General features: G+C 29.5%; 18 protein-coding genes. 13 read left to right on the forward strand and 5 right to left on the reverse strand.

The genetic code is table 11. The annotated features are described in order from the left end of the window. Positions 1 to 76: 76 nt before the first annotated feature. The gene (locus B3J31_RS09165) at positions 77 to 2125 is read left to right on the forward strand and encodes a family 10 glycosylhydrolase (RefSeq protein WP_346873931.1); all 2049 of its coding nucleotides are present in this window, start codon (positions 77 to 79) and stop codon (positions 2123 to 2125) included. Positions 2126 to 2206: 81 nt separating this feature from the next. Here the strand turns inward: B3J31_RS09165 and B3J31_RS09170 are convergent, their stop codons facing one another. Beyond that, the gene (locus B3J31_RS09170; protein WP_346873932.1) at positions 2207 to 4234 is read right to left on the reverse strand and encodes a HAMP domain-containing sensor histidine kinase; all 2028 of its coding nucleotides are present in this window, start codon (positions 4232 to 4234) and stop codon (positions 2207 to 2209) included. Positions 4235 to 4477: 243 nt separating this feature from the next. Between B3J31_RS09170 and B3J31_RS09175 the strand changes: the two genes are divergently transcribed. Then, the gene (locus B3J31_RS09175) at positions 4478 to 5578 is read left to right on the forward strand and encodes an ion channel (protein ID WP_346873933.1); all 1101 of its coding nucleotides are present in this window, start codon (positions 4478 to 4480) and stop codon (positions 5576 to 5578) included. A gap of 96 nt (positions 5579 to 5674) precedes the next feature. On the opposite strand, the gene B3J31_RS09180 is transcribed toward B3J31_RS09175, so the two are convergent. Next, on the reverse strand, positions 5675 to 7243 hold the full coding sequence (locus tag B3J31_RS09180; RefSeq protein ID WP_346873959.1) for a MutS-related protein: 1569 nt from the start codon (positions 7241 to 7243) through the stop codon (positions 5675 to 5677). A gap of 197 nt (positions 7244 to 7440) precedes the next feature. On the opposite strand from B3J31_RS09180, the gene B3J31_RS09185 reads away from it, so the two are divergent. After that, a complete protein-coding gene (locus B3J31_RS09185) occupies positions 7441 to 8943 on the forward strand; it encodes a LexA family transcriptional regulator (RefSeq protein WP_346873934.1) in 1503 nt (500 codons plus the stop codon). 106 nt (positions 8944 to 9049) lie between these two features. Here the strand turns inward: B3J31_RS09185 and B3J31_RS09190 are convergent, their stop codons facing one another. Continuing rightward, a complete protein-coding gene (locus tag B3J31_RS09190; protein ID WP_150845436.1) occupies positions 9050 to 9412 on the reverse strand; it encodes a hypothetical protein in 363 nt (120 codons plus the stop codon). A gap of 181 nt (positions 9413 to 9593) precedes the next feature. On the opposite strand from B3J31_RS09190, the gene B3J31_RS09195 reads away from it, so the two are divergent. The 10 genes from B3J31_RS09195 (at position 9594) to B3J31_RS09240 (ending at position 20271) form a co-directional block, all read left to right on the forward strand. Continuing rightward, positions 9594 to 10127 carry a hypothetical protein gene (locus tag B3J31_RS09195; protein ID WP_346873935.1) on the forward strand — a complete coding sequence of 178 codons (534 nt, stop codon included), beginning with the start codon at positions 9594 to 9596 and terminating at the stop codon, positions 10125 to 10127. A gap of 192 nt (positions 10128 to 10319) precedes the next feature. Then, positions 10320 to 11108 (forward strand): glutamate racemase, encoded by a 789-nt coding sequence (gene murI, locus B3J31_RS09200; protein ID WP_346873936.1) that lies wholly within the window; start codon positions 10320 to 10322, stop codon positions 11106 to 11108. An 80-nt stretch (positions 11109 to 11188) separates the two neighbouring features. Further along, positions 11189 to 11704: a peptidylprolyl isomerase gene (locus B3J31_RS09205; protein WP_346873937.1), complete on the forward strand. Its 516-nt coding sequence runs from the start codon at positions 11189 to 11191 to the stop codon at positions 11702 to 11704. Between the two features lie 15 nt (positions 11705 to 11719). Beyond that, positions 11720 to 12091 (forward strand): DUF3783 domain-containing protein, encoded by a 372-nt coding sequence (locus B3J31_RS09210; RefSeq protein WP_346873938.1) that lies wholly within the window; start codon positions 11720 to 11722, stop codon positions 12089 to 12091. An 83-nt stretch (positions 12092 to 12174) separates the two neighbouring features. Further along, on the forward strand, positions 12175 to 12867 hold the full coding sequence (locus B3J31_RS09215) for a S24 family peptidase (protein ID WP_346873939.1): 693 nt from the start codon (positions 12175 to 12177) through the stop codon (positions 12865 to 12867). 65 nt (positions 12868 to 12932) lie between these two features. After that, entirely contained in the window at positions 12933 to 14648 is a 1716-nt protein-coding gene (locus B3J31_RS09220; protein ID WP_346873940.1) for a S8 family peptidase, read from the forward strand. 92 nt (positions 14649 to 14740) lie between these two features. Continuing rightward, positions 14741 to 16105: a peptidoglycan-binding protein gene (locus B3J31_RS09225; protein WP_346873941.1), complete on the forward strand. Its 1365-nt coding sequence runs from the start codon at positions 14741 to 14743 to the stop codon at positions 16103 to 16105. A gap of 162 nt (positions 16106 to 16267) precedes the next feature. Beyond that, positions 16268 to 16945: a response regulator transcription factor gene (locus tag B3J31_RS09230; protein WP_346873942.1), complete on the forward strand. Its 678-nt coding sequence runs from the start codon at positions 16268 to 16270 to the stop codon at positions 16943 to 16945. A 1-nt stretch (position 16946) separates the two neighbouring features. Further along, positions 16947 to 18458 carry an ATP-binding protein gene (locus B3J31_RS09235; protein ID WP_150845445.1) on the forward strand — a complete coding sequence of 504 codons (1512 nt, stop codon included), beginning with the start codon at positions 16947 to 16949 and terminating at the stop codon, positions 18456 to 18458. A gap of 34 nt (positions 18459 to 18492) precedes the next feature. Further along, positions 18493 to 20271, forward strand: a complete 1779-nt coding sequence (locus B3J31_RS09240) for a heme NO-binding domain-containing protein (protein ID WP_346873943.1) — start codon at positions 18493 to 18495, stop codon at positions 20269 to 20271. Between the two features lie 106 nt (positions 20272 to 20377). On the opposite strand, the gene B3J31_RS09245 is transcribed toward B3J31_RS09240, so the two are convergent. Both B3J31_RS09245 and B3J31_RS09250 read right to left on the reverse strand, forming a co-directional pair. Next, positions 20378 to 21274 (reverse strand): radical SAM protein, encoded by an 897-nt coding sequence (locus tag B3J31_RS09245; RefSeq protein WP_346873960.1) that lies wholly within the window; start codon positions 21272 to 21274, stop codon positions 20378 to 20380. Between the two features lie 159 nt (positions 21275 to 21433). Continuing rightward, positions 21434 to 22510: a transporter gene (locus tag B3J31_RS09250; protein ID WP_414632869.1), complete on the reverse strand. Its 1077-nt coding sequence runs from the start codon at positions 22508 to 22510 to the stop codon at positions 21434 to 21436. Positions 22511 to 22649: the final 139 nt, after the last annotated feature.

Here is a 22649-nt window from a genome sequence, read left to right on the forward strand (position 1 = left end):
ACTTTAAGAGTATAAGGGCGTTAATAATAATATATGGACAAGTATAAAAACTGTATATAAGAATAAAGGAGGAAGTATGAAAAAGATATTAACTGGTTTACTAGGCATGTTTTTAGTATTTGCTGTTATGAACACAACTGCTTTTGCAGATACTAAAGAAATGAGAGGCGCATGGATTAGCACTGTTTGGAACCTTGATTGGCCAACTGTTGGTGCTAGAAATAATCAGGCTCAACAAAAGCAAGAGTTTGTAACACTATTGGACAAGCTGCAAGCAACAGGGTTAAATAGTGTTATAGTACAAGTAAGACCTAAGGGAGATGCTTTGTATAGTTCTAGTCTTAATCCTTGGTCTGACATACTTACTGGAACTCAAGGCAAGAACCCAGGATATGACCCATTAGCATTTATGATTGAAGAAACTCATAAAAGAGGAATGGAGTTTCATGCTTGGTTTAATCCCTATAGAATAACAACTTCTGGTACAGACGTAAATGCATTAGCATCAAATAATATGGCTAGGAAGAACCCTAGTTGGGCCATAGCTTACAATAATGCATTATATTATGATCCAGGCAATCCAGAGGTAGTAAATTATTTAGTGGAAACTGTAGCTGAAGTGGTGAAAAATTACAAGGTAGATGGAATTCATTTTGATGATTATTTCTATCCAAGTAAATCTTTTAATGATGGTACTAGCTACAATAAGTATGGGAATGGAATTAATAAAGATGACTGGAGACGTGCTAATGTCAACACATTAATTCAGAAGGTCTATACTAAAATTAATAGTATAAACTCATCAGTATCCTTTGGAGTAAGTCCAAGAGGAATATGGAAAAATGCAACGACTGATCCAGCTGGTTCAGCTACAAAAGGTGGACAAAGCTATTATGATATATATTGTGATTCTGTAGCCTGGATAAAGAATGGATGGGTTGATTATATAAATCCACAGATATATTGGACATTTGAAAATAGCGTTGCTCCCTATGGAGTTCTTGTAGATTGGTGGGCAAAGCAAGTTAAAGGAACTAATGTTAAGCTTTATATTGGACATGATGTTTCTAAAACTGAGGTAGCGAGTCAGATAGAAACACAGGTGAATTATAGTAGAGGTAATTCAGAAGTAGATGGAAATATATTTTTTAGAGCAAAATTTATATGTGAAAATAGTACACTTCAATCAAAATTAAGACAGTTAAATAAATTTACACATAAACAACTTAAGGGAATAAATAGATATGAAACATCAGTAAAGGTAAGTAAAGAAGGTTGGAGTAGCTCAAATACTGTATTATTAGTAAATGGTTATGCAAATGCTGATGGTCTTGTAGCAACTCCATTGGCATCGGCTTATGGAGCTCCAATAATTTTATCAGAGAAGAATTCATTACCAAGTGAAACTAAGGCAGAAATAAAGAGATTAAATCCATCTAAAGTAATACTTATAGGTGGGAAAACAGTTCTTTCAGATAGTTTGAAAAAACAATTACAAGAAATCAAACCTAATTTGGAGATTGAGAGAATAGGCGGTGCCACTAGATTTGATACTTCACTTTTAGTAGCTAAAAAACTAGATACCATAGTAGACGTGAATAAATCTTATGTATGCTATGGGTTAGGAGAAGCAGATGCCTTATCTATAGCAGCAAAGGCTGGAGAGGATAAGTCTCCTATAATTTTAGCTGAAAAAAATGCTATACCTAAGAGTACTATAGATTGGCTAAGAGTTGAAAGTCTTCAAACTGCATACTTTATTGGAGGAACAACTAATATAACTAAAGCTGTAATATCACAAATGAATTCCATAACATCTTCAGATGTAAGTGGAAATAGAGTTGCAGGTAATAATAGATATGATACAAATGCAGCTGTGATTAAAAAGTTTTATACTAACTCAGTTCAATCTGGTATTAGTGTTACTAAGGGATTAGTATTAGCAGATGCATTAACATCTGGTCCATTAGCAGCAAAATTAAAGACACCTATAGTGCTTGTAGACACTGAACTAAGTAACAATCAAAAACAGGTTTTAAGTACAAAACAAACATCCTTAGTATACGAGATAGGAGGAGGCATAAATCCTTCTGCAGTGCAAGATGTTATAAATAGAGTAAGGTAATTTAAAATATTATTCAAATTAAATAAACTCAGTTAATGTAATGATAATTACGTTAACTGAGTTTTTTAATCTATGATATTATTATATGTTTATGTTAGAGTCTATGTCAGAAAATTCTACCATGAGTTTCTCGCTATTATTAGTAATATTTTGTGATATATGATTTTCCACATCTAAAGTGGCCCTATCAACTTCCTTTATAGGAAGTGTAAATATAAATTCACAACCTTTGTTTGGTTCACTTTTAAGGATAATGGAACCATCTAAAAGCTCTACTAGAGATTTTACTAAAGAGAGACCTATACCGCTACCCTCTTTACTTTTAGATTTTTCATTTTTAACTTGAGTAAATCTTTCAAAGATGCTTCTTTGCTTATCTTTAGGAATTCCAATTCCAGTATCCTTTACTGAAACAGATATGGATTGTTTTAAACATTTTAAAGTTACGTATATACATCCTCCTTTAGGGGTAAATTTAATAGCATTTGAAAGAAGGTTTAATATAATTCTATCTAGTTTTTCAGAATCTAGTGGCATATAAACCTCTTCTTCGTTAGTATCAAATACTATAGAAATTCCTCTAGCAGATGCATATTCAAGTACAGACATAGTGATATCTTCTACTACTTCTACTATATTTTTAACTTCAAATTCTACATGATAAAACCCAGAATCAATTTTCGTCATATCAATTAGATTATTTATAAGCTTAAGTAGTCGGAATCCATTTTGACGTATATATATTAGTTTAACTTCATCATCTTTATTAGCAAAAGTAAGTTTGCCATTATCTTTATATATATCTAAAAGTTGTAGCCCAGATAGTATAACATTAAGCAAAGTACGTATTTCATGAGAAAAGTTAGCTAAAAATTCAGTTTTAATTTTATCACTTATCAGAAGTTCATCATATCTTTTCTTTGCAACAATCATATTTTTTGCATTATTTGTTTTTTGGATTGTTTGAATAGCTAACATTATCATACATACTAGCAAAATTAGAAGTAAAAGAAATACTATACCTAGAGATACGCCTTTATTTATCCAACTATCATTTATAAATACAACATTCTCGGGAAGAGAAGAACGAGAAATATTATTTGTTGTTACTTCTGAAGCATCAAATAACAAGGTACTACCAGGATCATATATACTTGGGATATCCTTTGGTTTTGTACCATTTAGTACACGAATAGCAGTTTCATAAATGATTTTACTGTGATTTTTTGCATATAATATATGTCCACCGATAGCTCCATTTCCAACATAAGTTTCTTTAAAAGTATATAATTGACCATGGGAATAATTTTTTATAATATGTGTTGTATTCTTAGGTGAAATTATAATGTTAGAAGTATCTTTAAAATTACCAACAATTATTGAAGGTGTATTGCTAGGGTATTGAGATAATTTATAGCATAAATCATCAATATAATCACTTTTTATAAAGTTAAATCTTAACACATTAGTATAATAGGGAATAGTATCTCTTACTTGGTTTTCTATATACTTAGATTCTATAGTATTATCCAATAAAATATTTATTTCAGAAGTATTTGGATTTGTATGTAAAATCAAATCAACTAGGGTGCGTACATTAACTGGTTCCATTACTCCAGTAAAGTTATTAAATGGATAGGAAGACAGCTTGCTAACATCATTAATACCACCATATACCACAGGTACATTTTTAAACATGGAAGTATTGTAATAATTTCCTACAAAATTTAAAGATTCATCATCAAGAGTAAGAATTAAATCAAATTTAGTGTTTTCATATTTTAATGACCATAGGTCAGCTTGTTTATCTAAATAGGAGTTGTCATCATTTGTTATAGATAGGAATTCTGTTCGTGTATGAATATTTAAGTCGCTTGAAGTTAGTGAAGTTTTGAGATTATCTAGGAGATAAGATTCCCAGAGTTCATTTTCACTTTGAGAAGATAAAATTAATACTTCTTTATACTTTAAAAGGGATTGATCAGTATCACTTGATGGCTCAGCAAAAACTGTTATAGAGTTAAAGGACATAACTATGCCTAAAGCTAAATTCAATAACACATATATAAATTTATTTCTTTGACAGGAGAGTACATATTTATCATTCATACAAATCACCTAACATATCTATACTTGATTTTAAAATATATTTAATTGACTTGGAATAAAGTATTTGAGCATGTATCCCAAGAAAGTATATATATCGACATAATAATTATATCATGAAAATTAGATAGATAATAGAATATTTTTAACATTGTATTAATTATTAATATATTTATTATTATCTTAGAGAATATAATAAATACATTTCCATAAAATAATACTATTAAAATTGTGGTGGGAGTATATATGAGTAGTGACTGTGGTGTTAAATGTAGTAAATACGTAGATTACGATAAAATATTAAAATTTAATTATGAAAATCTAAAACTTAATGGGAATACGAAATTAGATTATATTAATATTAATTTAGAGGATGTATGTTATAGTAACTGTGAATTTAAAAACATGAATTTTGAAAATAACTGCTTTTCAAATGTTATATTTATTAATTGTAAGTTCATAAATTGTAGATTTATTAGAGGAAAGATAAATTTAAGAAATTTTTTGGAGTTTAATAATTGTATTTTAGACAAAATATATATTAATAGTTGTAATTTTTCATCTTTATATATAAAGGAATGTTCATTATATAAGGTTGATTTTAAGAATAGCTTTATGAAAGGTTGCAATTTTGTAAAAAATAGTTATGATGAGGTTAGATTTATAGATGATTGTAATTTGATGGACTGCATAATAAAAGATATGGAAGGAACCATGGATATAAAGTTTATTAATGAGAAATCATATACTAAGCTTAATTATGGTTCTTATATAGGAAAATTCAACTATAAGGATATGAAAAAAAATAATACCTGTAGAAATAATAAAGAATCATGCAATTGCATATGTAATTGTAATTATCTAAATATTAGTTTTAGTTACATGGATTTTGGAGAACAATATTTAAGAAATCATGTAGGTGGAAGATATGGTAGGTGTTTTTACCAAAGTAAATTAGCTTTTCATAGGACGCTTAAAGGTAGAAAGAAATTTTATTCTTCTGTGGCCAATATAGTATGTGGTTATGGTGAAAAGCCTTATAGAAGTTTTATGTTATCTTTAATTATAATATTGATATTTGCTTTATTATACATGATTACTGGTATAAACTGCTCCAGCGGAGTAATTGGAATTAGTGGATTAGCAGGTGATTTTTCTGTTAAAATGCTATTTAAAAATATAATTTATTGTATTCACTTTAGTTTAGTTACATTTTCTACAGTAGGATATGGTGATTTATTGCCATATAATATGATTGGGGTTATACTAAGCAGTATAGAAATACTTATAGGAATTATAATGATAGGAATTTTGACATCTACTTTAGTTAGAAAGATGACAAGATAAACAGATTTACAATTATTAAATAAGCATATACATAAAATATAAAGTAAGGTAAATTTTATGGGAGGTCACTTTTAAGCGTCCTCCCATGTTTTATTGTTATATAAAACCTTCTATATGTTCTGCTCTTTCAAAGGAATTTTCTATGATTTCATCTGGATATCCAATATATTTTAAAAGTTTTATTGCATTTTTTGTTTGAGATACTCCTTGTTTCAGTTTGTAGTCAAAGGAAAGTCCTTCGCTACTATTTACATCTTCACTGAAATAAAAGAAATCATAGTAATCTTTAAGAATATCAGCTAGTTCCCTATCATGGGTAGCAACTATAGAAATTGCTTTTTTAGAGTTAATATATTTTAGAATTTCAGCGGAAGAAGCAATTCTTTCTACAGGGTTTGTACCTCTAAAAATTTCATCTATGGCACAGAAAATAGGAAGAGGTTTTTCAGTAGCTTTTATAATTCTAAGGATGGATTCAGCCTCTGCCATGTAATAACTTTTTCCTGTATTTACATCATCGCTTGGACTAATTGAAGATACAACATTGAAAAAGCTAGCTTCGTAATTTTCAGCTAGTACAAAATTGAAACTTTGTGCAAATACTATGTTAATTCCTAGCATCCTTAAGAAAGTTGATTTTCCAGACATATTTGTACCCGTAAGAATGATACCATGTTTATTAATATTAATGGAATTTGCAACAGGATTCTTAACAAGGGGATGAATTCCATCAGAAATGTTTAACTTTAGTTCCTGATAAAAATTCGGCTTAGTATATGGTGTATCAAGTCCACTTTGGTAGCTTGCTACAGATGCTAAAGCTTCGATTTCTCCAATTATGTAATATAAGTCTAAGAGGTAATTCTTTTTCTCCTTAAGTTCACTACTAAGTTTATAGTAAGCGGCTTCTTCTAATAAAAGTGGTACAGAGATGAATTCAAAGAAACCTTCAAACATGGTGGTAAATCCAACAAGTCTAGTTCCCCTATCTATAGATTTTATATTGTTTAGGATATTGGTTATTTGCAATTTATAGTCCTTAAGTTCGGAAATATTAAGATTTTTCAACTTTTTTGCAGCAACAATTATTTTTCGTAGGTATAATAATCCTTTATCTTTAATATTTTTAGCTTCAGCCATATTTATAAATGCATTAACCCATAAAATTATAGCAAAACCAAACATATACTTAGGATTTTTAGTAATTATAGATATAAGTATTATTAATATAGGTAAAAATTTACCTAAGAAAGTATATAGGTAATATTTACTTTTATTAACTTTAAGATATGTTTCTAGCATTTCTATAAAACAGTCTTTATTATCGAATCCCATATTAAAAAAATGCATTTGAACCTGGCATTTTTTATCTTCATTATCCTTAAAAAAGCTAATTATATTATTTCTTCTGTTAAGTTCTTTTTCATCTATAATAATATTCCTTATCATAGAATATAAAGCAGATTCTCCTGCGCTACTATAGGTTCTATCGAATTTTTCATAAACTCTATTCATATCTAGATCATTGAAACTTTGTTCATCTAGAAAATATTCAGTTTTAGGCCTTATATCAAATAACCGTCTAATAGACTTGAAGTTACGTACCCTTTCATTATCTCGTTTAGAATCTTCTTTAATATAGTTAAGTTTGACTTTAGACAATATATCACTTCCAATACATGTTATTATTTAACATTATAACGTATTATTACATTTTAGTCTAACAAGTAGGGATTACCTACTATTTTTTTAGGAAGAATATGAGAGTTTATGATATAATATGAGGTATATTATAAATGTAGTAAAAGAAGATATATTAATTATATATTTTAGTGGAATAGACTGTGAATGGAGGTGATTTTATGGATAACAAACAGGCTTTAAGTAAATTTAAAGAGGATAAGAAGCATAGATTTTTTATAATCAATGGCAAAGAAGGTATAGGGAAAACTAGAGCAGCTTTATCAAGAGCTATATTTTTACAAGACAATTATTGCATTAGAGAAAATGAAAATATATTGTTTATATCTAATGAGATTTTAGAGGATACTTTAGAAGAGGTAAAGCAAGATGTAAATAGAAATAATACGTTCTTTGCATATTTAAATAATAATGTTGAAATCTGCAGTAAAAAGCAATTAATAAATAAGTGTTTCCAGTATATAACATCACGCAACCCTTTGAAAGGTAAAAGGGTTTGCAATAAGGATGTGACAAAGGCTTTTATTTTAGAAGGAATTGGAGAATTGCGACAGAAGGAAAGAAGAATAAATAAAATTATATTAACAAAAAATATAGATTTTTTATTCGATGAAATTTTCTATATAAAACATTTGAATATAAGCTCTCTTGAAGAATATCAAAATTTAAACAGGAAAAAAAGAGGGTTTTCATTACGGAAGAATTCTAATAGTAGAGAAGCTATTTATAAATTATATTTATGGTATTGTAACTACATGGATGAAAATGGACTAATTGATTATATAGATGAGTTTAAAATTGTTTATGATAATATAGATAAGCTTAAAGATTTAAAGTATGCACATATAATAATAGATAATGTAGAACAGTTAACTATTGAAGAAGTAAAATTTATTCGTGGACTTTTAAAAGATTTTACTTATAGTAACTTTATTTTGGTGAAAAATATTAATCCTATTAACACACCAAAACCTTGGCTTCAATACTTTAAACGGAACAAGGATGTTACTATTTTTGATAGTAATAAATATAAGGTTATTAATTGTAGTAAAGTATCAAAGAAAAATGTGGCTAAAAAAGTTATAGAACAAACTATCGAAGACCCAATTAATAAAGAATTGAAGGAAGATGAAATGGTTAAAAACAATGAATATATTGAAACCTATAAATATGTAGATTTAAAACATAATATATCCCATGATTTTGCCATAGATACTAGTAGTTATAATGAAGTTATTTTAAACCCTAACACTACTAGTGAGGTAATCGGAGATAAGGAAATAAATAAAGTTCCAGTGTACAATGAGATTGCTGCGGGGCAACCTATTTCTATTAATGATGAAATGGAAGGGCAATTTAATGTTCCTATATATTGGCTTAAAGGTGTACAACAACCTTTTATATTAAAGGTTAAAGGGGATAGTATGATTAATGCTAATATTGAAGATGGTGATTATATAGTTATAAATAAGCAAACTATGGCAAATCATAATGAGATAGTTGCTGTAAGTATAGATGGAGAAGCTACCCTTAAGAGGCTATGGTTAAAAGGAAATAAGGCAGTATTAATGCCAGAAAATGATAAATACTATCCTATAGAGATTAAAGAGGATAATGCATATATTATTGGGAAGGCTGTAGGGTTAATTAAGTCTACTAGCTAACACCTATGTAAGTCTTAAAATAGCAACAAATTTTTTATAAATACAGGTAGAGTAAATAATTTATTTAAGTTTACTCTACCTTTTTATTTTATAGTCTCAATAATGCTTATAAAATAAAGATCAATAGAATGTCTATAAAGCCACCTATAGCTATAGAAATCCAATTTAAGAAAAGATGGAAATTTATATTATTAAGGGTATTAAAAATGTTATCTTTTGTAAAAGATTTATTGTCCATATATTTAGAATATATTTCATTTAAAATGTAATAGGACATACCTAAAGATTTACTGTTTATAGCTGATGTAATAGACATTAATAACATGATTAAGCCTTCTACAAATATAATATCTTTAAAGAAAAAGTTAGTTAGTGGTGTAAATATCCCTGCTATAGCTAAAGTTAGAATACTCCACAACACACCACAGATAAATAGCTTTAAAGTGATTTTTACTGATGCATTTTTCATGAAATTCACCTCGCTTGAAAATGAATTCTTATTGAATTATAAGAGTTTAATATAATATATGATTAAAAAGCCATTTAGGTAATGGAAATAAGAAAAATGTAAACCATAGAAACTTACTAAGCCATAGTGTATAATTATCTGTGAAGTTTGGTTTAATCTGATTATGAGAGGGAGAGATTTTATGTTAAGTAGAGTGAGATTAAATTTAGAAGCAGTAGAAGCAATGCTTTATTATTGGCAAGCAGCATCTGAAAAGGATAACATTTCAGAATCATTTTTCTATGATGTAGCAAAGATGCCAGGATTAATCGTTGCCTATGATGATGAATTTAATGGAGAATCTGTAAGACGTGCTTTAAGCGCAATAAAAAATAGAGAACCTTTTGATGGAACTAAAAAAGAAAAGAAGTTCTGGAATAACAATATGTGGATGATGGAAGACTTAGAATTTACACATGCAATGGCAGCACCACTAAAAGTATTAAATTTAGATTCATTAGCAAGTGAATTTGAGAAGGTAGAAAATAAACATAATTATGATGAAGTAGAAGTTATTTTCTCACCATTACATTCTGATGAATATATAATTTCAGGAAATAAGTTAGTTATAAATTTCTTTAGAATAAAGATTGATTTAATGGATGGTAAAGCAACTATTGGAGATATAGAAATAATAGAATATATTAAAGAAAAGATTAAGGAAGTATTACAATAGTGAGAGTACTGTAAAATAATTAAAGAAAGGGTATTGTAAGATGACCTAAATAAGGCATAAACAATACTCTTTTTTAACTATATTTTTACATAATGCATGTCTCATACTTTTAATAATCTTTTACCTGTAGTATTATAGTTATAGGATATATGAAGAAATATCTAAAAACTAAGTAGTGTGGTGTAATGAAGTATGGACAAAACTAATTTTAGTATAGGATTTTTTGATTCAGGGGTTGGAGGTATTAGTGTCCTAAAGGAAGCAGTGAAGCTATTACCTAAAGAAAATTACATATATATAGGAGATTCTTTAAATGCACCCTATGGAGTGAAAACACCAGAGGAAGTTAGAAAGTTAACCTTTAATATGGTAGATAAGCTTATTGCTATGAATGTGAAAGCTATAGTAGTGGCATGCAATACTGCTACTAGTATCGCAATCGATGAATTAAGAAGGAGTTATAAAGAAATCCCCATAATTGGAATAGAGCCAGCTTTAAAGCCGGCAGTAGAGAATTATGGTAACGGAATAATAGTAATAATGGCTACACCAATGACTTTATCTGAGAATAAATTTAGTAAACTAAGAGAAAGATATAATAAGGCTTCTGATATTATTTCAATGCCATGTGATGGTTTGGTAGAAATTATTGAAGGTGGAAATATTAAGGGTGAAGTTGTAGAGGGGTATTTAAGAAATAGGTTTAAAGATGTACCTAAAGAGAGAGTGTCCTCTGTGGTTCTTGGATGTACTCATTATCCATTTATTAAAGAAGCATTAGTGAATGTTATAAATGATGATGTTGCTATTATAGATGGTAGTTTAGGAACAGTAAAACAATTGAAGCGTAAGTTAGATCAAAAAGGTTTATTAAATACTAATAATGAACAAGGCACTGTTAAAATATATAATTCTAAGGATGATAAAAGCTTAATAGAATTGTCATATAAGTTGCTTGATGTAGATAAAAACAGCAAATAACTCTGTTTATCATCAGTATAATAAATTACATAAAAATAATTAAAGAATAAATAATATAAAGAAAGAAAAGAGGAAGATATATGAATCCAATAGTAACTTTTGAAATGGAAAACGGAAAAATAATGAAGGCGGAATTATATCCTGAAATAGCTCCCAATACAGTAAAAAACTTTGTAGACTTAGCTTATAAGGGATTTTATGATGAATTAATTTTCCATAGAGTAATACCAGGTTTTATGATTCAGGGGGGTTGTCCAGAAAAATCAGGAATGGGCGGTCCGGGATATTCAATTAAAGGAGAATTTAGTGGAAATGGATTTAAAAATGATTTAAAACATACTAAGGGTGTTTTATCAATGGCTAGAGCTCAACATCCGGATTCAGCAGGTTCTCAGTTTTTTATAATGGTTGCAGATTCACCACATCTAGATGGAAGTTATGCTGCCTTTGGTAAATTAATAGAAGGTCAAGATGTAGCAGATGAAATAGTAAGCTCTCAAACAGATAGAAGAGATAGACCATATGAAGATCAAGTTATAAAATCTGTAACTGTAGAAACTTTTGATGTAAACTACGGAGAACCAGAAAAATTATAATGGAAGGTATTTAATATGAATATACTTAAAGATAGATTAATTATAGCTTATGGGCTTAATGATGAAGAGATAGAAAAATTAAATATAAGATTTAAAGATATATGTATAAAACCATGTGTATCAATAAATGAAAATATGGGAGAATATACTTTAGAGCATATATTAAAAGAAGAGAGTTTATCAGATAGTGATACTAAACTACCTGAAGAAAAAGTTATCATATTTAATGGATTTTTAGGGGTTTATCTTCAACAAGCTGTTAAAAAGGTTAGAGAAGTTTTAGGTGCAAAGCCAATATTAGCGTCTACTACACCCAATTCTATTAAAATGACTCTTCATGAATTGATAGATCATTTAGTAAAAGAAAGACAATATTATCAAAAATAATTTTTAAGTCTAATAATTTAGAAATCCTCTAGGACTAGAGGATTTCTATTTAGATTAAGGAGATACAGGGAGGATAATTAAGAATGAGTACTGTTGGAGAAAGAATTAAACAAGGAAGAAATACTAAGGGAATGACTCAAAAGCAACTTGCTAAGAAGCTTGGAGTATCAGAAAACTATATAAATGACGTTGAGAATGGAAGAAAAGTTGTAGAAGAAAAGTTTATAGAAAGAGTAGGTAAGGTTTTAGGTGGAGATCTTGCAGAAATGACTACGCTGTTTGATAATATAGCTTATGAAGAAAGAAAATCTTCAGAAAGTAATTTAAAGACACATAATGTAGCGAAGGGTAATAAAGTAAAAGAAACTATAAATGAAGTATGGAATGATGCATTTAGTTCAGTTCTTAAGTCTGTAGGAATTTATAACTATGATTTAAACAAGCCTATAGGAAAAAAAGAGTTACCTGTTATATCAAATAAAATAGAAGGATATGCTCAGGATAAGGTGCTATATATCAAAATTGAAAATGATGATTTATTAGGATTTAGAATTTGTCAAGGAGATTTAGCATTTGCTAACCTAACTTCTGAAATAGAAAATAATAAGATATATCTCATGGATGTAAATGGAGAAAGAGTGATAAGACAGTTAAAGAAGCTAGATAGTAATAAGGTTTTAATAATAAGTAATAAAAATATGGTTCGTACAGAAACAGCTCATCCTAAAGAGGTAAAGGTTATTGCAAAGTTAAATAGATTAGAAGTTCAACTATAATCAATTTAATAACATTTTTAATATACATTCATACTATAACTATATAAGAATTTGGAGGTATGGGTGTGCAAAAGGCTGATGGATTATTAAATTTACTTATAAATGTACCAGAGAGTATAAGAAATGAAATTATATATGGATATGGAATTGGAAATGTTGAAGAAACTAACATTGAATTAATTATACTTTATAGTGGGACACCAGAGGTAATGGAAGAGAAAATAAATGCTATTGGAGGTACCTTTGAAGATTTAGATTTTGGTTATGGAATTATAACTATACCAAGAGGAGATATTGAAAAGCTAATAGGAATAAGAGAAATCAACTATATAGAGTTACCTAAAAATTTATTTTTATCCTTTGAACCTAGTAATAGAGCTTCATGTATAACAGAAGTAAATACCAATTATGGATTAGAGGGAGAAGGGGTACTTATAGGATTCATAGATTCTGGAATAGATTATGTAAATCAATCATTTAGACTTGATAATGGAGATACAAGGATTGACTTTATTTATGATTTATATGAAAATAGAAGGATTTATACAAGAGAAGAGATAAATGCAGCTTTAAGAAGTCCAGATCCATATTCAGTAGTACCACATTTTGATAGGGCAGGTCATGGGACGCATGTAGCGGGGATAGCTTGTGCTGGAGGAAATATACCAAGGAGGTTTTATGGGGTAGCTCCTAAAAGTTCTATAGCCATGGTTAAAATGACAAGAGAGATAGGAGGTCAGGGAGCAAAAAGTACTCAGTTAATGAGAGGGATTAAATTCTTAATTGATAAAGCTTATGAATTAAATAAGCCCCTTGTTATAAACATAAGTTTTAGCACGAATGATGGAGCACATACTGGAAATAGTTTGTTAGAGCAATATATAGGTATAGTTTCTACAGTGCAAAGAGTTAACATAGTTGTAGCAGCAGGAAATGAAGGGGATAGAGCACACCATGTTGGTGGTGAATTAGTTAAATCACAAGAAATACGATTTAATGTTGGAATAGATGAGAGAGTATTAATAATACAGTTATTTAAGTCATTTTTAAAGGATATTAACTTAAATCTTATATCACCAAGTGGAACTAGTAGTGGTGAATTAAGATTAACCAATGCATTAAATCAAGGAAGAATAGGTAATACTGAGTATTTTGTTTTCAATACAGGGCCAACACCTTTTAGTATAGATGGCGAAATAATAATTCTACTTTCAGGAGTAGGAGAAGAAACCATAGCTAGTGGAATATGGACTATGGACATGACTACCAATGAAAATGTTCTAGGAAGTTATGACATGTGGTTACCTATTGCAGAGGGATTAAATATTGCTACAAGATTCTTAGGACCTAGTACTGCTAATACAGTAGGTATACCGGGAACTGTACCAGATGTAATAACCGTGGGTAGTTATAACTTTATAAACTCTACTATATCACCTTTCTCAGGAAGAGGAAATGCTGAACTAAATCCTATAAAACCTGATTTAGTAGCACCTGGAGAAAATATAGAATCATCTACTCCAGGAGGTGGGTTTGAGCCACGTTCAGGAACATCAATGGCTACACCTCAGGTGGCAGGGGCATGTGGACTTTTAATGGAATTTGGAATTGTAAAAGGAAATGATCCTTATTTGTATGGAGAAAGAGTAAAATACTTTTTATTAAAGGGAGCCAATAGAAGTAGGATAGATGTACAGTATCCTAATAATAGTTGGGGATATGGTACCTTGTGTCTTGCAGGAGCCCTTAGGGTATGGAATAACGAAGTAGCTTCAAGGTAGGATTAATTAGAATTTTCTTATAAATAATATGTAACTTTTCTATGAGGGTAATCATAATATATATATTGAAGTATTATTTTAAGGAGAAATTTATGGCAGATATAGGCAGATTGCAGGTTCAAGTGTATAGAGTAAATACATCTATACCAATAAGTAATGCCAATATTACAATATCAAGAACAGATGGAGAAACTAGAGAGCAAGTTACTACCCTTACTACTAATCCAGAGGGACAAACGGAGACTATAGAATTAGAAACTCCAGAAATAGAACGGTCATTAAATCCAGATAATACCCTTATACCTTATGCTCTTTATGATGTAAATGTAACTGCAGAAGGTTTTGATGAAATAAATATAAGAGGATGCCAAGTGTTGCCACAACAAACAGCGTTACAGATATGTAATCTGATTCCTGCAAATCTTAATAGAGAGATTACAGAGGATGAAGATGTACAGGTAGTCAGGGTTATAGAAATTCCACCTAATGTTCAATTTGGTGATTTCCCACCTAAGATACCTGAGGACCCTGATAAAGCTTTGCCACCTCCACCAAGTGGTTTTGTAGTTTTGCCAGAACCAGTTGTACCAGAGTTTATAATCGTACATGCAGGGGCACCAACTAATACAGCAGCACCAAATTATACTGTTCCATATACAGACTATATAAAAAATGTAGCTAGTTGTGAAATTTATGCAACTTGGCCAGAAGAAACTATAAGAGCTAATGTATACTGTATTATTTCATTTACACTAAATAGAATATTCACAGAATGGTATAGAAGTAAGGGATATAATTTTGACGTAACAAATTCTACAGCCTATGATCAAGCTTTTGTTTACGGAAGAAACATATTTGATAACATAAGTAGGATAGTAGATGAGTTATTTGCTACCTATGTAAAAAGGTCAGGAGCTAAACAACCTTTACTTACACAATACTGTGATGGAAGAAATGTTCAGTGCCCAGGATGGCTTACCCAGTGGGGAAGTAAGGCTTTAGGGGATCAAGGATGGATTCCATATGATATATTAAGAAATTTTTATGGAAGTGATATAGTTCTTGAAAGAGCTAAAAAGGTTTCTGGAAGTCCAAGGTCTTATCCAGGGTTTACTTTGAAACAGGGGAGTAGTGGAGAACCAGTTAGAACCACTCAAACCTTTTTAAATAGAATAGCACAAAATTATCCTCTAATACCTAAAGTGGCTGTAGATGGAAGGTATGGCTCTACAACTGCCAATCAAGTAAAAGTATTTCAACAGGTATTTGGGCTTCCACAGACAGGTGAAGTAGATTATGCTACATGGTATAAGATTTCAGCTATATATACAGGCGTAACTAAAATTGCAGAATTAAGAAGTGTTCATGAGGAAGAAGTTGAATATTCATACTTTGTTCCACATTGGCCATATAAAGATGCGCCGGATTTACCTAGAATTAAATATCCTAAAAATTGAGTATACAATCTATTAATGAACTTCGAAGTTATCTCGGAGTTCATTTTTGCGTATAAAAACAACATGTAAAAAATATTTTAATAAAATATTCAAGTAAATAATTATAGAGTATAAAATGAGGTATAATTATTGTTAAGAAGAGATATACAAGGAGTTAAGGATATGGATAATATAAAGGTATTATTAGTTGATGATGAAGAGAACATTAGAAACTTGTTGGAAGCTTATTTAAAAAAGGAAGGATTTAAAACATTACATAGCTCTAATGGTAAAGAAGCTATAGAGATTATGGAGAAAGAATCAGTAAATTTAGTAGTACTAGATATAATGATGCCTGTTTTAGATGGATTTGAGACATTGAAGGTTATAAGAAATAGATGGAATATACCAGTAGTAATGCTCAGTGCAAAGGAAGAGGAAGAAGATAAGCTTTTAGCATTGGGATTTGGTGCAGATAATTATGAAACAAAGCCCTTTAGTCCAAAGGTTTTAGTAGCTAAAATTAAAGCATTAATAAAGAGGAGCTATGGAAGTAGTATAGATAAAGGTACGGGAATTGTAATAGAGAATCTTTATATAGATGAAGAAGGTCATAGAGTTATGGTAAGTGATGAAGATATTAATCTTTCACCAACAGAATTTTCTTTGCTTATATATTTCCTGAAAAATAAAAATATAGTTCTTACTAGAGAGCAAATTCTTACAAAAATATGGGGTTATGATTTTGAAGGAGATATACGTGTGGTTGATACTACCATTAAGAGACTTAGAGAGAAGCTAAAGCACATGAATAAAGTGATAGTTACAGTAAGAGGCTTTGGTTATAAGATAGAGGTTTAGTATGAATAAAATAATTAACTGCTATAAAAAAATAAAAGAAAATATAGAAAAAAGTATTACATTGAAAATGTTTGTTGTAACTACTGTAGTGTTTATAACATTTTTGACTATTACTCTTTTAAGTCAAAGAATATTGTTTGAAAAGATATATAATGATAAAAAGGAAAATGATATTAAAAGTAATGTGATAAAGTTTAGAGATACTCTAAGTAATCCAAAGGATGAAAGGGAAATAATAGAGAGTATTAAGAAGTTTGAGAATAATTATAACACATCTATAGGAGTGGTAAACACAGAAAATAATATTATAGTGACCTTTAAAACTGACTCAGAAACTATAGATAGTAAAAATACAGAAATTTTTAATTATGTTATTAAAACTATAAAGACAGATCCGGAACTATTAAACGAGATGATTAATAAAAAACAGGTAACTATTTCATTTAAGAACAGCGAGAACACTAAATATTTAGCTTCTGCACTTCTACATGAGAATAATATAATAGTAGGATTTACATCTTTACAATATGTAAAAGAAGCCATGGGGGTTATAGGGATATTTTATAAGTATTTTTACTTAGGGGCTATAGTAGTAATAGTTATATTAGCATTAATTTATTCGAAATTTATTACGAAGCCATTAAGAGAAATAAATAAAGTGGCTGTAAGAATGAGTAATTTGGATTTTAGTCAGAGATGCACTATGGTATATGAAGATGAAATTGGAAACCTTGGGGAAACATTAAATTTTTTAGGACAAAACTTGGATAGTTCTTTAAATTCATTAAAAGAAGTTAATAGAAAACTACAAAATGATATCCACAGAGAAAGAGAAATTGAGGTTATGAGAAAAGAATTTATAGCAGATGTATCTCATGAATTAAAAACCCCTATTACTTTAATAAAAGGATATGCAGAAGGTATTAAGGATGGCGTATTTTTAGAAGACAATATGAATTCATCATTAAATGTAATTATAGAAGAATCTGATAAGATGAGTAATTTAGTTAGAGATATGCTTCAAATATCATCTTTGGAAAGTGGAAAGGTAATCCTTAATAAAGAATTATTTTTTATTGATAATTTAGTGAAAAATGTTGTAAAGAAATTACATCATAGTATCGATAATAAGAATGTAAAAATAGATTTGAATCTATATGAGAAACAAATTTATGGGGATGCATTTAAGATAGAACAAGTAATAACCAATTTTCTTACCAATGCAATAAGGCATACTCCCTGTGAGGGAAGTATATTTGTTAAAATGTACCCACGGGGGAATATGACTCAGTTATCTTTTGAAAATACAGGTGAGCTTATTAATAAGGAAGAAATTGATAAGATATGGGATAAATTTTATAAGATAGATAAGTCAAGAAATAGGAAAGATAGCGGTACAGGACTTGGACTATCAATTGTTAAAAATATAGTAGATTTGCACCAAGGCAAATGTGGAGTTGAAAATACCAAAAGAGGTGTAAGATTCTATTTTGAATTGCCAAATCAGTGCTAATATACTATAGCCATAGAAAAGAGGGGTATTAATTATGAAGGGCACAGTTGTATCAATATGGCTAAATACTTGTAGAAAGCTTTATAATGATTCACAAGTAAATGAAGCTATGAACCATGCTGGATGGGAGACAAATAAGATATTTTCTCCACTAGAAGAAGTAGACGACAAAGTAATAGCTAAGTTTATATCTAAACTATCAGAAACTAGAAGTTTAACTAAAGAGAAATTATGGAATGATATAGGAAAAGACAATATACAATCCTTTGTTAATGTATATCCAGTATACTTTAAAAAGAGAAGTGCATATGAATTTTTAAAATCACTAAACGATATACATATAGCAATAACTAAGAAAATTTCAGGAGCTAAGCCTCCAGCAGTAGATATTGTTCAGACATCTAAAAGAAAAGCGGTGATGACTTATTCATCTAAAAGAAAGATGTTTGATTATTTCTTAGGTATGCTTGAAGGAACTTTTGAATATTTTAATGAACAATTAGAGTATGAAATTTTAGAAAAGTCTGGAGATGTGATGAAAGTGGAAGTGACTTTTGAAAAAGAAATAAATAGCAAAAAAAGTTATGGATTTAATAAAATCTTATCCTTTGGATTTATAAAATCATTATCAGTCAAGGCATCCATATTTACTTTTATATTAACTCTTATTGGATCAACATTAATACTTGGAGTTAAAAGTATAATTCCAGCTTTAGAAATTACAGCTGTAGCTACAGTAGTAACCTTTATAGGTACATATTTATTATTAAGACCTGTTAAAGCTATCACTGGATTAAAAGAAGATAAGGAAAGGTCATATGATGTTATTAGCACCAAGGACGAGCTTGAAGGATTATATGAAGTTATAAAATCAGGAACTAATATATCTTCAATGGATATGACAGAGTTTGATGCTAATGTTAGTGAGATGGTAGAATATCTTAATAAGGTTAAAGCTATTTCAAATGTAATGGAAGGCTCATCTAAAGAAATATCTACAGTAGTAGAACAAATGTCAGAAACTAGTGTGGATCAAGCCAACAATACAGAAAGAGTAGCATCAGGATTGAATGATAATATTAAAGCTTTAAATAACTTAGTAAATAGTGAAAATGAAAATAAACTAGCTATGGAAGATACTATAACGAAAATTACTGCTGGGTTTGATGAAATAAAGACTGTAAGTAATAATATTCAAAAGACATTAGACAAGTTCCAAGAAGTAAAAGAAACTGGAATAAAGTTAAACAATAAAGCTAGTGATATTACTAATATAGTATCAATAGTAGCTCAAATTTCCGACATGACAAATCTTTTAGCATTAAATGCTTCTATAGAAGCAGCTAGAGCTGGAGAACATGGTAGAGGTTTTGCTGTTGTTGCAGAAGAGGTAAGAAAGCTTGCAGAACAAACTAAAGATGCTGTTGAAGAAATTAATTTAAATCTTAAAGAATTTGCAGAGGATATTAAATATACTGTAGATAGCATAGATGAACAGTATGTAGCCCTTGAAAAACAAACTGATGGATTAGAAAGAATTAGAGATATAAGTGCGGGTACTACTACTGCTGTTGATAAAGTATCAGAATCAATGATTACTACAATCAATGATTTAGGTAGAGAAGTTAAAGCTATAGAAGGAATGTATGACAATGTGGAATCATTAGCAGCTATTGCAGAAGAAAATTCTGCATCATCTCAAGAAGTTAGTGCTAGTGTAAATACCTATACTGATGAAATGATTAAACTTACAGAAGCTATAGGCGAGGTTCAAAGAATTACAGAATATTTTAGAAGTACACTAGATGTATAATTAATGATGAAAGCATTCTTAAGGTAAAGTTCATGAGATTTTACCTAAGAATGCTTTTTATTTGTTTAGTTCTATTACGGTTAAAGAGCTTTATAATATTAGAGTTTTAAATCCCTTGTAGATTGAAATCTGGTACATAAACTGTTGAGTTAGAGCCAGATTCTTGGATAAAGGCATTTTTAAAGCCTAAATCTATACAGTAATCTATTAAAGAATCATAATGATTAGGGTTAAGAGGTTTATTAATTTCATCATATTCTGCTGCTTTAAACATAGGTGTATACTGATTCATTAGGCTTAAGTATACTGAATCTCCAAAGGTTTTATATATGTAATCTACTATTTTTTTTGAATCGAATAAAAGTCCAGGGAGCATTAAATGTCTTATAATAACACCTCTAATCATAATTTCTTCATCATTAAATATTGGAATACCTACTTGATCCACCATTTCCTCAATAACCTTTGATGCTATGGTGAAATAGTTAGGAGCAGAAGAATATTTTATTGCATATTTATCGTTAAAATACTTTAAATCAGGAATATACACGTCTATGTATCCTTTAAGAGCTTTAATGCTTTCTACGTTTTCATAGCCATTGGAATTATAGACTACAGGGATATTAAGTCCATTTTCTTTAGCTTTATCCAAAGCAATTATTATTTGCGGTATATAGTGAGTAGGATTAACTAAGTTTATATTATGGTATCCTTTAGCTTGTTGCTCTAAGAATATTTCACTTAATCTTTCGATAGAAACTTCCTTACCTATGTCAGACTGACTAATATCATGATTTTGGCAAAATACACATCTAAGGTTGCAATTTGAAAAGAAAACTGTACCAGAACCATTAGTGCCAGACACACAGGGCTCTTCCCACATATGACCATAGGCCTTAGCAACTTTTACTTTAGCTCCACTTTTACAAAAGCCTATCTTTGAAGAGTTTCGATTTATACCGCAATTACGAGGGCATATATTACAATTATTGAGAGCAGTCAAATCTTTCATAATTAATTATCTCCTTACATAATAAAAATAGCAAATACTATATTTATATTTCAAAGTAAATAAACACTACTAACAAAGTAGTGTTCATCTTATATAACATCAGTATAATTAAAGAGGAGCAATAAGTGAAGTAGCCTATATAAGTTTTAATTATTTTTTAACCTTATTCATTTTAAAGTAGAACCCAATGCATTGAGCTATAAATACTAAGCTAACTATTCCGAAACCGGGATATAAGAAAGTTATAAGCTGTTTAAAGCCTATTTGAGATATAGGAATGGCTATTAAAAGAATGAGTACAACACCTCTCTTATAAGGGATGTTGTATTTATTTTCAAGGGTTTTACCAACACTATATATATCTGAAACTTCCGTAGAAAACATCTCACACCAAATAATACATAAAAGAAGAATTTGCATTAAAGAGATAAACTTACTAGCTACAAAGAGTAGTGGAATTTCATATTTAAAGATTTCAGGTATATTTGCCATTAACATTGAATTAATTAAGAAAGCAAGTAGAGTAAGGACAAGAGCGCCAATGGTTAATCCAGAAATAATAAGACGTTTATTTTTAATTTCCTTAGTAATTGGTACAAGAACTCCGCTACAGGATAACATGTTAAATCCTGCATAGAGAAGTGATGATATAATCCACTGTTTATCTATAATAAGGTTTTTATATACTGGTACTTGCTTCATATAGTCTATAGATATAGTATCCTTTGAAAAGAGAAGATAAAGGACAAATATAGTAATAATTATAGTGGTAAGGCTAGGTACTATTATGGAATTAATAGCTATTAGGCCCTTAGTGTCATTTAATAAGGTAATAAGTGCTATTCCAGCCATTAGGAACACTCCAACAAGTCTTGGAATACCAAAGTGTTGATAAAGTAAAGCACCACTACCAGCAAGAATTATAGCAGCTCCTGAGATTAAAAAGAAGCTAGTAAGATAATCTGTTATTTTTCCAAAGAAACCAGGGCTTACAAGGGTTATAAAATCCGTATAAGAATTTAAGTCATATTTTAAACTTATAGACACTATAATGGAGCTTATTATTATGTAAAATACTGCACAGAGAAGAAGTCCATAAAAACTTGAAAACCCATAGGTAGAAAAAAATTGAGTTATTTCTTGACCAGAAGCAAGGCCTGCTCCTACAATGGTGCCAATAAAAACAGTGGCAGCTTGAAAAATTAATTTAAGATTCTTCAAAGTTATCCCCCCAAATTATGATAGCTTGTATATTTATATTGAAGTCCACAGAAGAATATGTGGAAAACTATTAATATGTGGAAAACTTTTTAAAGTATTGTTAGTGGATTTTGAAAGATAAAAGAGTTAAACTATAATTGAATAT

This window comes from Clostridium sp. UBA5988 (assembly GCF_002435615.1).
Lineage (GTDB): Bacteria > Bacillota > Clostridia > Clostridiales > Clostridiaceae > Clostridium_J > Clostridium_J sulfidigenes.

Coding starts and splice junctions, on each gene's coding strand:
- B3J31_RS09165 (WP_346873931.1), top strand. CDS start 77: ATGAAAAAGATATTAACTGGTTTACTAGGCATGTTTTTAGTATTTGCT.
- B3J31_RS09170 (WP_346873932.1), bottom strand. CDS start 4,234: ATGAATGATAAATATGTACTCTCCTGTCAAAGAAATAAATTTATATAT.
- B3J31_RS09175 (WP_346873933.1), top strand. CDS start 4,478: ATGAGTAGTGACTGTGGTGTTAAATGTAGTAAATACGTAGATTACGAT.
- B3J31_RS09185 (WP_346873934.1), top strand. CDS start 7,441: ATGGATAACAAACAGGCTTTAAGTAAATTTAAAGAGGATAAGAAGCAT.
- B3J31_RS09190 (WP_150845436.1), bottom strand. CDS start 9,412: ATGAAAAATGCATCAGTAAAAATCACTTTAAAGCTATTTATCTGTGGT.
- B3J31_RS09195 (WP_346873935.1), top strand. CDS start 9,594: ATGTTAAGTAGAGTGAGATTAAATTTAGAAGCAGTAGAAGCAATGCTT.
- murI (WP_346873936.1), top strand. CDS start 10,320: ATGGACAAAACTAATTTTAGTATAGGATTTTTTGATTCAGGGGTTGGA.
- B3J31_RS09205 (WP_346873937.1), top strand. CDS start 11,189: ATGAATCCAATAGTAACTTTTGAAATGGAAAACGGAAAAATAATGAAG.
- B3J31_RS09210 (WP_346873938.1), top strand. CDS start 11,720: ATGAATATACTTAAAGATAGATTAATTATAGCTTATGGGCTTAATGAT.
- B3J31_RS09215 (WP_346873939.1), top strand. CDS start 12,175: ATGAGTACTGTTGGAGAAAGAATTAAACAAGGAAGAAATACTAAGGGA.
- B3J31_RS09225 (WP_346873941.1), top strand. CDS start 14,741: ATGGCAGATATAGGCAGATTGCAGGTTCAAGTGTATAGAGTAAATACA.
- B3J31_RS09230 (WP_346873942.1), top strand. CDS start 16,268: ATGGATAATATAAAGGTATTATTAGTTGATGATGAAGAGAACATTAGA.
- B3J31_RS09235 (WP_150845445.1), top strand. CDS start 16,947: ATGAATAAAATAATTAACTGCTATAAAAAAATAAAAGAAAATATAGAA.
- B3J31_RS09240 (WP_346873943.1), top strand. CDS start 18,493: ATGAAGGGCACAGTTGTATCAATATGGCTAAATACTTGTAGAAAGCTT.